Annotated in this window: 10 protein-coding genes; 6 read left to right on the top strand and 4 right to left on the bottom strand. The window is 45.0% G+C overall.

Features of this window, described 5'->3' with window-relative positions; all coding sequences use genetic code 11:
* The first annotated feature begins 200 nt into the window (after positions 1–200).
* The 5 genes from AB4513_RS12215 to AB4513_RS12195 all read left to right on the top strand — a co-directional run bounded on the left by AB4513_RS12215 (position 201) and on the right by AB4513_RS12195 (position 4,864).
* Entirely contained in the window at positions 201–1,172 is a 972-nt protein-coding gene (locus AB4513_RS12215) for a tripartite tricarboxylate transporter substrate binding protein (protein WP_009846588.1), read from the top strand.
* Between the two features lie 247 nt (positions 1,173–1,419).
* Positions 1,420–1,920 (top strand): tripartite tricarboxylate transporter TctB family protein, encoded by a 501-nt coding sequence (locus AB4513_RS12210; RefSeq protein ID WP_009846587.1) that lies wholly within the window; start codon positions 1,420–1,422, stop codon positions 1,918–1,920.
* 10 nt (positions 1,921–1,930) lie between these two features.
* Complete coding sequence (locus AB4513_RS12205; protein ID WP_009846586.1) at positions 1,931–3,451, top strand: tripartite tricarboxylate transporter permease; 1,521 nt, start codon at positions 1,931–1,933, stop codon at positions 3,449–3,451.
* A 195-nt stretch (positions 3,452–3,646) separates the two neighbouring features.
* Positions 3,647–4,405 (top strand): sulfite exporter TauE/SafE family protein, encoded by a 759-nt coding sequence (locus AB4513_RS12200; protein ID WP_102257298.1) that lies wholly within the window; start codon positions 3,647–3,649, stop codon positions 4,403–4,405.
* Positions 4,406–4,672: 267 nt separating this feature from the next.
* Positions 4,673–4,864, top strand: coding sequence for a hypothetical protein (locus AB4513_RS12195; protein ID WP_009846584.1), 192 nt, complete (start codon positions 4,673–4,675; stop codon positions 4,862–4,864).
* A 185-nt stretch (positions 4,865–5,049) separates the two neighbouring features.
* Here AB4513_RS12195 and AB4513_RS12190 read toward each other — a convergent pair whose 3' ends face one another.
* Entirely contained in the window at positions 5,050–5,463 is a 414-nt protein-coding gene (locus tag AB4513_RS12190; RefSeq protein ID WP_012603790.1) for a VF530 family DNA-binding protein, read from the bottom strand.
* Between the two features lie 423 nt (positions 5,464–5,886).
* Between AB4513_RS12190 and AB4513_RS12185 the strand changes: the two genes are divergently transcribed.
* Positions 5,887–7,047 (top strand): HD-GYP domain-containing protein, encoded by a 1,161-nt coding sequence (locus tag AB4513_RS12185; RefSeq protein WP_102257299.1) that lies wholly within the window; start codon positions 5,887–5,889, stop codon positions 7,045–7,047.
* Between the two features lie 145 nt (positions 7,048–7,192).
* Here AB4513_RS12185 and gnd read toward each other — a convergent pair whose 3' ends face one another.
* The 3 genes from gnd to zwf are packed head-to-tail and all read right to left on the bottom strand — an operon-like array spanning position 7,193 to position 10,885.
* Entirely contained in the window at positions 7,193–8,641 is a 1,449-nt protein-coding gene (gnd, locus tag AB4513_RS12180) for a decarboxylating NADP(+)-dependent phosphogluconate dehydrogenase (RefSeq protein WP_004733587.1), read from the bottom strand.
* A 28-nt stretch (positions 8,642–8,669) separates the two neighbouring features.
* Positions 8,670–9,386 (bottom strand): 6-phosphogluconolactonase, encoded by a 717-nt coding sequence (pgl, locus tag AB4513_RS12175; protein WP_012603788.1) that lies wholly within the window; start codon positions 9,384–9,386, stop codon positions 8,670–8,672.
* Positions 9,383–10,885 (bottom strand): glucose-6-phosphate dehydrogenase, encoded by a 1,503-nt coding sequence (zwf, locus tag AB4513_RS12170; RefSeq protein WP_029222938.1) that lies wholly within the window; start codon positions 10,883–10,885, stop codon positions 9,383–9,385. The genes pgl and zwf overlap by 4 nt, the downstream gene beginning before the upstream one ends.
* Positions 10,886–10,921: the final 36 nt, after the last annotated feature.

Raw genomic sequence — 10,921 nt, 5'->3', positions numbered from 1 at the left:
TCACCTCCCCGTGAACTTTATGAACTTTATTCACCCAATGTTCTTTATCCTCAATATCACCGCATTACAGACAATTCTTTAACACACCGTTAACTTTAACGTCATCTGCTAAGCAATACCCTACTCGTGTATTTAGCAGCTGGATATAAAACATAAGTTTCTCTCCATTGAAGAGATCCCCTACATAAGGAACGTGAACCATGTTCAAGGCACTGAAACCTACTCTTGCGGCTTCTATCATCGCAGCAACCTTTTCTTTTAACACTTTTGCTGCTGACGTAGAAAAAATCCACTTCCTAATCCCTGGCGGCGCTGGTGGCGGTTGGGATATGACGGCTCGTGGTACGGGTGATGTATTAGTTAAATCCGACATCGTAGAAAATGTCTCTTTCCAAAACTTGTCTGGTGGTGGTGGCGGTAAAGCCATTGCACACCTAATCGAGACGGCTCAACGTCAAGAAGACACGCTAATGGTGAACTCAACGCCTATCGTTGTTCGTTCACTAACGGGGATCTTCCCACAATCTTTCCGCGACCTAACTCCTGTAGCAGCAACTATTGCCGACTATGGCGCAATCGTTGCGTCTGCGGATTCGAAGTACAACACTTGGGAAGATGTAGTAAAAGAATTCGAAAGCAACCCACGTAAAGTGAAAATTGCAGGCGGCTCGGCTCGAGGCAGCATGGATCACCTTGTTGTGGCGGCAGCGTTCAAAGGCGAAGGTTTTGATGCGAAGAAAGTGCGATACATTGCTTACGATGCAGGTGGTAAAGCAATGGCAGCTCTATTATCTGGCGAAACACAACTGCTTTCGACAGGCCTTGGTGAAGTGCTAGAAATGTCTAAATCAGGCCAAGTAAAAGTATTGGCGGTAACGGCACCAAAACGTCTTGATGCGGCACCAAACATCCCAACACTAACTGAGTACGGCAACGAAACAGTATTTGCTAACTGGCGTGGCTTCTTCGCGGCACCTGGCACTAGCCAAGCGAAAATCGACGAGTGGAATGTAGCTCTAGGCAAGATGTACAAGACCGATGAATGGCAAGTGGTTCGTGACCGTAACGGTTGGATTGACAACTACAAAGCTGACAAAGATTTTTACGCCTTCCTAGAAGACCAAGAAAAACAGATGGGCGACCTAATGCGTGAGCTTGGTTTCTTGAAATAACTAACAACCATAGAGGGTCTATGTGCCCTCTTACTCTTTCCTTGTTTCGCCGTACATGAGTTAACTTCATACTCCTTTGTTTATTCGTAGACGTATTACTAACGCTTGCCGATTCGTTGTAAACGCAAGTGGCTGATAAACCAGTACCGTAATTCGCTTACCTTTGGTTAGTGATCCCAGACATTCTTCATTAACTCGCTCATGTACGGCTTTTTTACTATTTATACCACCCCAAATGGAGTTGGATATGTCGGACTTACCAACCAAATTTCTGAGTAAGGAATCTTTGCTTTCAAAGGATCGCATCGGAGCCATGATCTTTATGCTGGCGTGCTTGTGCTATGGCTACCAAACCACGCTAATTCCTTTGTTCCCCGGTGACGAGTACGAACCCTTCACAGCAAGAACTTTACCTACCCTATTAACGTTTATCGGCATCGGCCTGTCGTTGATCCTACTAGTTACAGGACAACCGGACCAGAAGGTTTCATGCGACACCACGCCGTTGAATTGGAAGCTGCTCATTGGCTTTTTAGTGTTGATGGCTTTGTACGGTGTTGGACTGACTTATCTTGGCTTTGTTTTAGCAACTAGCTTCTTCTTGCTTGCTGGCTTTTACCTATTGGGTGAGCGCCGTAAATCTATTTTGTTTGGCGCGTCATTTCCTTTCGTTATCGCGTTCTTTTTATTATTAACTCAAGGCTTAGATATCTACCTAGAGCCTGGCTTAATCTTCACTCTTTGGTAGGGATAACATTATGTTAGACGGAATTTTACAAGGACTTTCTACCGCTGTGATGCCAATGAACATCATGATGGTAATTGTGGGCTGCTTCGTGGGTACCTTCATTGGTATGCTCCCGGGGCTAGGTCCAATTTCAGCAATCGCGTTGATGATCCCGATTACATACGGCCTAGACCCTTCTTCTGGCTTAATCTTAATGGCAGGTGTGTACTACGGCGCAGTATTTGGTGGCTCAACGTCATCAATCTTAATCAATGCTCCAGGTTGTTCTTCAACGGTAGTAACCGCATTCGACGGCTACCCAATGGCACAAAAAGGCCAAGCAGGTAAAGCGTTGGCACTAGCAGCCTACTCTTCTTTCACTGGCGGTACTCTGTCAGCAATCATGCTTTTGATTGCAGCACCGGCTCTAGCAAGTGTCTCATTGAGCTTCCAGTCGTCAGACTACTTTGCATTGATGTTGTTAGGTCTATCGGCTGTAGCGGCTTTTGCAGGCCCAGGTCAGGTAATAAAGGCATGGATGATGACCATTCTTGGTTTGATGTTATCTACTGTTGGTATCGACAAAGGCGTTGGTGTTGAGCGTTTCACGTTTGGCCTAACAGACCTAATGGATGGCTTTAGTTTCCTACTTCTTGCTATGGCAACCTTCGCTTTAGGTGAGACTTTAATGGGTATTTTGAAACCAGAGAAAGACACCAGCGGCGAAGAAAGCCAAAAGATGGCCGATATTGGCAGCATGAAAGTGACCAAAGAAGAGTTCAAAGAAGTCGCGCCCGTTTCGATTCGTTCTTCAATTCTTGGCTTCTTCACTGGCGTGCTTCCGGGTGCTGGCGCGACTATCGCAGCTTTCTTAAGCTACGGCATGGAACGCAGCCTAGCACCAAAAGACAAGCAGAAAGAGTTTGGTAAAGGCAGTATTCGTGGTCTTGTGGCTCCTGAATCAGCAAATAATGCAGCTTCGAGTGGTTCATTCGTTCCGCTACTGACACTCGGTATTCCGGGCTCTGGTACTACAGCAATTATGCTTGGTGCACTCATCGCTTATGGCATCCAACCGGGTCCTCGCTTGTTCGTTGAGCACCCAGATGTATTCTGGTCGGTGATTATCTCGATGTACTTTGGCAACATCGTGCTGGTTATCTTGAATCTGCCTTTAATCCCTTACATCTCTAAACTGCTAGCGGTACCAAGAACGGTACTACTGCCAATGATTATTTTCTTCTCAATCACAGGCGTGTACTTGGTGTCTTTCAACACGATGGATGTGTTTGTGATGCTAATTGTGGCAATGGCGGCGATAGCGTTAAGGCTGGCCAACTTCCCGCTCGCACCGTTACTGCTTGGCTTCATATTAGGTGGTTTGATGGAAGAGAACTTGAGACGCGCACTGATGATCAGTGATGGTGAACTCAGCTTCCTTTGGGAACGCCCTATCACCATGACCTTCACTATTTTAGCGGTATTGGTTCTATCTAGTCCGATTCTGGTTAAGCTGTTCAAGAGTTTTAGAGCAAAGCCTGTTGAAGTGTAAACTTGGCTTAGCCTAGAAAACAAAACGAAATAAAGGGAGCCTCAGGTTCCTTTTTTCGTATCAGTCATTTCAAAAAACCACAGCTCCAAGTTGGTAGCAAACTCACAAACCCACCTCTTCACTGCACATTGCCCTGATATTAATAACAAAATCAAGTAAGGTGATTCATCATTTAATGCATTGGATTCTAAAACTATGGATTGGTTGATTCTATTCTTGTCAGGTGTGATTGGTGGCGTGTTGAATTCCATTGCAGGAGGAGGCAGCTTCATCACCTTCCCCGCTTTGTTATTCGCTGGCGTCCCTCCGATTGCAGCCAACGCGACCAATACCTTTGCTTCGTGTGCTGGATACATTAGCGGAGCCTACGCTCTGCGCCACGAAATTCAATCTGGTACCAAACAACTCAAGCTCGTTGTTGGGCTATGTGTAATTGGCGGCGGCATTGGTGCATTTTTACTACTACACACGCCAGAAGCGCTATTTACCCAATCCGTACCTTGGTTATTACTGTTCGCCGCTCTACTTTTTACCTTTGGTGGCACACTCAATAAATGGCTCAAGAAAGTAACAGCTAAACATAAGCACGCCACCAGCGCAGGCGCGTTCTTTTCAGCCTTATTACTTTTGATCGTGTGTGTTTATGGTGGTTATTTTAATGCAGGCTTAGGCATTGTGACATTGAGCTACTTGGCACTGGCAGGGTATACCAATATCAACGTGATGAATGGCATCAAATTGTTGGTATCGGCATGCGCATCACTCGCGGCAATCGTGTTCTTTGTTGTGAATGGTTCGATTGATTGGCCGTCAGGCATGGCCGTTTTGTTTGGGACATTAGTCGGTGGTTACTATTCAGCAAAAGTTTCTCGTCGTATTCCACAACAATATGTTCGCACCACAGTGATCATCGCAAGCTTTTTGATCACCGCTTACTTCTTCTATGCTAAGTAGGTTCTACGTCAACTAGGTTTCATTCAAACTAATTACTACAGTAATCACGGTTTTCGTTAGCAAAACACAACGTAAATCGCTAAGCATGAAGAAGTGACAATGCCCTCGACTGGTTATTTTGTGAACTATAAAATAACCAAGCCAAAATGTGTGATACGAGCCCTTTAATTAGCAAATTTGATAACAATTTAGACTGTTTTTTAGCCTTTATTTTGCCAAAGGTGGGATAATTCTCCTGTCGAAAGTGAGACTTCATTAGGAGGCGTTATGAACATTAAACTCGGTCATGTCATGTCATCAAGTCGACTCATTTGCTTTGTCGCTTTTCTTGCTGCCACATTCGCGTGGATTCTAAAAATGCCCGCTCTGTTTTCTGTGTCAGCGCTATTCTTACTGATCAGCGCTATTGTCTATGGCGTTGACCTTTGGAAGAATCAAAGAAAGAACCGCGAAGCTTAAGGCGAACGACTAAATCGACACGCATTAAAAAAGGAGCACTTAGGCTCCTTTTGTATTTTACGCTTTTCGCTTTAGCTGATTAGGCTATTTCGACGGCTTTTCTAGCGACGCCTTTTTATTAGCGAAAGCCTTACTTAACGACGCCTTTCGATTAACGACGCCCTTTTGCTAGCGACGCATTTCTATTAACGACGAAAGTTACGACCGTTGCCGCCACGACGCTCTTTAAATGCTGACGCTGCTTTAGCTTGTGATGCTAGAATCGATTCAACCGTTAATTCCATTGGCTCACGAGGTTCTAACCCGTGACGGAATGTACGTGAACGTGGAGGCATCTGGTATTCGATATCAGAAGCTTTAGGCATGCGCTTGAAACGGTAAAGGTAGAAATTCTCTACTTTCTCACGAGCCCACTCTGTTTTCTTCAAGTATTTAACGGCACTTGCTACTGTCGGCTTAGTGTTAAAGCAGTTCATGCGCATTGCTGCATCCAAAATTTCCCAACCGTAATGATCCACTAATTCGTTGATCATAGTTTCAAGCTTTAAGCCATGCAGTGGGTTGTTTTGTTGCAGTTCGATTCTTTCTTCTTCAGTCATAACATTACCTTTTCCAAGGCAACTAAAGGCCTTGAATTTACTCTAGAACACCGTCATCACTGACCGCTTCTAGCTCAATCATTTGGGCATATCATCCATTGCCCTTATCTATGCCTTTATGATGGCATAAAGCATGCTCGTTATCCTATTTATCTTTCAATTTAATTTTAATATGGTCACTTACCATCCTGATGTTGCGTGTAATACAGCCGCCCCTACTAAAAAGGGTCTGTCTTAAAGATCCACCAAACTAGCTCAAGTTAACAAAAACCATGATAGAAGAATGAAATATCCCTACTTTATCAATGGAATTTAAACTTATTAGAACGCAGTGTTGCTAATTAACAGTAAGGTGCTATGTTAGAAGTGGTATAGAAACCTACTAATAATGATATTAAACAATGATATAACTATAAATAAAGGTTGGCTTTGACCATGTTTGACTACTCCCAAATCAGCAGAGTAGCCGCCCAAGATAAAGACATTATCGCTATCGTTGATGATCTCTTTCGGCTAGCTCGCGAACATTACCCCATTCTATCTAGGCTTTCGGTCGTGCTGTGCAATGAAAATAGAGCATCGAATTATTTTGTTTCGGATACTCTGTGCCAAGAAGCTGAGCATCGCTACATCGAACAAGAACTAAAGCCAGAATCAGCTTTATCTAGAATGGCTGAGTCTTTAGATACTCGAATCATCCACGACCTCACCACCATTAGCCCAACCAAACAAATATCTCACTTGCTCGATATCGGTCATCAAAGCAGTTACACAACACCTATTCATCATCAAGAAAGTAATCTTGGGTTTGTGTTTATCAATGCTTCATCAACGGGGTTCTTTGCTAACCAAACCATCCAGTGTGATATCGCTTATCTCACTCAAGTGATCTCTAGCCTTTTCATTCAATGGTTTGAGCGCCAACGTCACTTTCAATCCTCTTTAGCGATTGCTTTAAACATGGGTCATGCGAGAGACCCAGAGACTAAAGAACACCTTATTCGCATGGGTAAATACAGTGAACACATTGCTCGTACTCTGTCGCACAGCAAGGAAGAAATTACGCACCAATTCATTCACCGAATTCGGCTGTATGCGCCCTTTCACGACATAGGTAAATATCGAATTCCAGATAAAGTGCTATTCAGTAGCGCACGCTTTAATGAAGAAGAACGAGCCGTCATGGACAACCACACCTTGTACGGTGAAGAAATGATTAACAATGTGGTTGCCCTATCATGCCATAGCGCGATGTGTTCTGAGGAAATCCAATTCATTAAAAATATCGTACGTCATCATCATGAAAGGTTTGATGGCACAGGGTTGCCCGATGCTTTGAGTAACACAGCAATACCGCTCGAAGCACGCATCGTGACATTAGCCGATGTATTCGATGCGCTGATGAGCAAAAGAGCCTATAAGCACGCGTGGACACTCGATGAAGTCATGGATTACATTGAGGCTCACTCGGGTTCGATGTTCGACCCTGAGTGTGTTGTGGCTCTTAAACAGAACCTAGATGGCTTTATGGCAATTAGGGAGCAATACAATGACGATGTTCAACCACACGTCATGACAGCTTGATCTATGACACCTTGAACTGTAACGCCTTGGTTGTGTAGACCAAAGAAAAAGCCAACCAACAAAAAAGGATGCCAATTGGCATCCTTTTGTTTTCTAGTTTTCAGCTGAAAGAACGAACGTGTTCTTTACTGATTCTAACTAACGATTATACGTCGTAAGTTGTAGAAGCAGTGTCGCCGCCTGTACCAGTCCAGTTTGTGTGGAAGAATTCACCACGTGGACGGTCAGTACGCTCATAAGTGTGAGCACCGAAGTAGTCACGTTGAGCTTGTAGAAGGTTCGCTGGAAGACGAGCTGTAGTGTAGCCGTCTAGGAACGTTAGTGCAGAAGTCATACATGGCATTGGGATGCCTGATTCCATAGACTTAGCTGCAACTTTACGCCAAGCGCCCATGCAGTTGTCTAGGATGCCTTTGAAGTATGCATCTGAACCTAGGAAAGCGATTTCTGGGTTCGCTTCGTAAGCATCACGAATGTTGCCTAGGAATGCAGAACGGATGATACAACCGCCACGCCACATAAGTGCAACGTTACCGTAGTTTAGATCCCAACCGTTTTCGTTCGACGCTTCACGCATTAGCATGAAACCTTGAGCGTAAGAGATGATCTTAGAAGCAAGTAGAGCCTGACGGATTGCATCAACCCACTCTTGCTTGTCGCCTTCAACTGGAGCAACAGTCTTACCGAACAGTTTCTCAGCTTCAACACGTTGATCTTTAAGTGCAGACAGGCAACGAGAGAATACAGACTCAGTGATTAGAGTCAGTGGGATACCCATGTCTAGTGCGTTAATACCTGTCCATTTGCCCGTACCTTTTTGGCCAGCAGTGTCTAGGATCTTCTCAACTAGCGCTTCACCGTCTTCATCTTTGTAACCAAGGATATCAGCAGTGATTTCAACTAGGTAGCTGTCTAGCTCAGTTTTGTTCCAGTCAGCAAATACAGCCTGCATTTCGTCGTGGTTCATACCTAGGCCATCTTTCATGAACTGGTATGCTTCAGTGATAAGCTGCATGTCACCGTATTCGATGCCATTGTGAACCATCTTAACGAAGTGACCAGCACCGTCGTTACCAACCCAATCACAACAAGGCTCACCCGCGTCAGTTTTCGCAGAGATACCTTGGAAGATAGGCTTAACCGCTTCCCAAGCTTCAGGAGAACCGCCTGGCATGATAGAAGGACCGAAACGAGCGCCTTCTTCACCACCAGAAACACCCGTACCGATGAAGTGGATGCCTTTCTCGCGAAGAGCGGCAACACGACGGTTAGTGTCTGGGAAGTTAGTGTTACCACCATCAATGATGATGTCGCCTTTGTCTAGAAGTGGTACAAGCTTGTCGATGAACGTATCTACAACATCACCAGCACGAACCATAAGCATCACTTTACGTGGCGCTTCTAGCTTCTCAACTAGCTCTTCTAGAGAGTAAGCACCAACAATGTTAGTACCTTTAGCTGGGCCTTCTAGGAACTCGTCTACTTTCGCAGCAGTACGGTTGTGAGCCACAACTTTGAAGCCGTGGTCGTTCATGTTTAGGATAAGGTTCTGACCCATTACTGCTAGGCCAATTACACCGATATCACCTTTCATTATTTTATCTCCTTGCGGCTATTCGCACTTATGCGATAGCACTTGCTGCATTTGAATCTAGGAACCACTCTGTCTCACCAGTTTTAGACTGGATTTTCGCTGCCGGGTAAGGCAGTTCTGAAGCAGGAGTTGTATGAATTTCTTTAACGATCTCAACTTTACCTGCACCCAGTACTAGGTAGCTGATTCGTTTTGCTGCTTCTAAAACTTTCGCTGTTTTAGAAACACGGATCTGGCCCGACTCTGGGTGAGAAGCTAATACAGATAGGTTCTCATCTTGGTAGTCAGTTACACCCGGGAATAGTGAAGCTGTGTGGCCGTCTGCGCCAACACCTAGCAGGATCCAATCGAAAACAGGCGTGCCGTTTTCTGTTGGAATCACGTCTGCCATCTCTTTCGCGAAACGCTCTGCTTCTGCTTTTGGCTCATCTTCACCACGGATGCGGTGGATGTTTTCAGCAGGAAGGTTCACGTTCGAGAAAAGTAGCGCGTTCGCTTCGCCGAAGTTGCTTTCTGCATCATCAGGTGCAACGCAACGTTCGTCGCCCCACCAGAAATGAAGGTTATTCCATTGAATGCCTTCTGCGTATGGCGCTTGAGCTAAAAGCTTGAAAAGCATTTTTGGCGTGCTGCCACCCGACAATGAAATGTGAACAGGCTTGCCCTGCTCGCTGTAAGCTTTCATTTCGTTTGCTAGGTTTTCAACGACTAATTCAGGCGTTGCAAAGATCTTGTGATTGATCATAGTTCGCAGTAATCCGTATCTGTTAAGTTTTTGCATGGGAAACGCCATGCGCGGCCATCACGCTGCAGAAGCTCATCGGCTTCTTGTGGGCCCCAAGTACCACAAGCATAGCCAAACAGTGCTTGAGGGTCTTGCTTGAAATCTAAGATCGGTTGAACGTACTTCCAACATGCTTCTACTGCATCGGTACGTGCAAACAGAGTCGCATCACCGTTCAGTGCGTCAAGAAGAAGACGCTCATAAGCCGTTAGCATCTGAGTCTCAGGCAGATCAGAGTAAGAGAAGTTCATTTTCACTTCTTTTGCTTTGAAACCTGCACCTGGCTCTTTCAAACCAAAGCTCATCTGAATACCTTCATCCGGTTGGATACGGATAATCAGTTTGTTCTCTGGTGCATCTTGACCAAACACTGGGTGTGGTGTGTTCTTAAAGTGAATCACAATTTCAGTCACACGTGTTGGTAAGCGTTTACCCGTACGTACGTAGAAAGGAACACCATTCCAGCGCCAGTTATTGATGTGTGCTTTAAGACCAATGTACGTTTCAGTACGAGAGTCGTCTGCGACACCATGCTCTTCACGGTAACCTAGTAAGTGCTGACCACGAACATCTGATGCTGTGTACTGACCTAACACTAAGTCTTTACGCAAATCATCTTCTTCTAATGGTTTCAGACACTGAAGTACTTTAACCACTTCATCACGAATAGAATCTGCATTGATTTGAGCAGGTGGCTCCATACCAACCATTGCTAGCACTTGTAGCAGGTGGTTTTGGAACATGTCACGAACTGCGCCAGAACCATCGTAGTATCCGCCACGTTCTTCAACGCCAAGGAACTCAGCACCTGTGATTTCAACGTATTCAATGAAGTTACGGTTCCACAGAGGTTCAAACATCGCGTTTGAGAAACGAAGCACTAGAAGGTTTTGTACCGTTTCTTTACCAAGGTAATGGTCGATACGGTAGATCTGGTGTTCTTGGAAGTGATGATGGATCTCTTCATCCAGCGCTTGAGCTGATGCTAGATCGTAACCAAATGGCTTCTCAATAATCAGACGACGCCAGCCGTTCTTCTCATCGTTTAGGCCATGTGCAGCAAGGTTTGCTGGAATCACACCGTAAAGGCTTGGCGGGGTTGCCAAGTAGAACAATGTGTTATGGTTTTCGAATTGGTAGTCTTGCTCAAGCTTATCCAGACGTTGTGCTAGACGAGCGTAATCGTCTACATCTGAAGTGTTGATCGCTTGATAATGCAGATGTTCAATAAATGCATTCAGCGTCTCTGGCTCAGTTTTTTCCATTTCCTGAAGAGACTTCTTCAGCTTCTCACGGTAAGACTCGTCGCTGTACTCAGTACGGCTCACTCCAAGAATCGCAAAGGATTCTGGAAGTTGATTGCTAGCATACAGGTGGTACAAAGCAGGAATTAACTTGCGGTAAGTTAGATCTCCCGACGCACCAAAAATAACGATGCTGCTGTTTTCAGGTATTACCATCATCTTTCCTATAAAAACAAGGTTTTTAGTATTCGC

The sequence above is a fragment of the Vibrio sp. 10N.222.54.E6 genome (genome assembly GCF_041473955.1).
In the GTDB taxonomy this organism is placed as follows: Bacteria; Pseudomonadota; Gammaproteobacteria; order Enterobacterales; family Vibrionaceae; genus Vibrio; species Vibrio tasmaniensis_A.
The sequence above is the reverse complement of the archived record's forward strand: the minus strand, read 5'-3'. Positions and strand labels throughout refer to the sequence as shown.

Excerpts from the sequence above, each read along its gene's own strand:
- AB4513_RS12210 (WP_009846587.1), top strand. The coding sequence starts at position 1,420 with ATGTCGGACTTACCAACCAAATTTCTGAGTAAGGAATCTTTGCTTTCA.
- zwf (WP_029222938.1), bottom strand. The coding sequence starts at position 10,885 with ATGGTAATACCTGAAAACAGCAGCATCGTTATTTTTGGTGCGTCGGGA.
- AB4513_RS12190 (WP_012603790.1), bottom strand. The coding sequence starts at position 5,463 with ATGACTGAAGAAGAAAGAATCGAACTGCAACAAAACAACCCACTGCAT.
- AB4513_RS12200 (WP_102257298.1), top strand. The coding sequence starts at position 3,647 with ATGGATTGGTTGATTCTATTCTTGTCAGGTGTGATTGGTGGCGTGTTG.
- AB4513_RS12215 (WP_009846588.1), top strand. The coding sequence starts at position 201 with ATGTTCAAGGCACTGAAACCTACTCTTGCGGCTTCTATCATCGCAGCA.
- AB4513_RS12195 (WP_009846584.1), top strand. The coding sequence starts at position 4,673 with ATGAACATTAAACTCGGTCATGTCATGTCATCAAGTCGACTCATTTGC.
- AB4513_RS12205 (WP_009846586.1), top strand. The coding sequence starts at position 1,931 with ATGTTAGACGGAATTTTACAAGGACTTTCTACCGCTGTGATGCCAATG.
- gnd (WP_004733587.1), bottom strand. The coding sequence starts at position 8,641 with ATGAAAGGTGATATCGGTGTAATTGGCCTAGCAGTAATGGGTCAGAAC.
- pgl (WP_012603788.1), bottom strand. The coding sequence starts at position 9,386 with ATGATCAATCACAAGATCTTTGCAACGCCTGAATTAGTCGTTGAAAAC.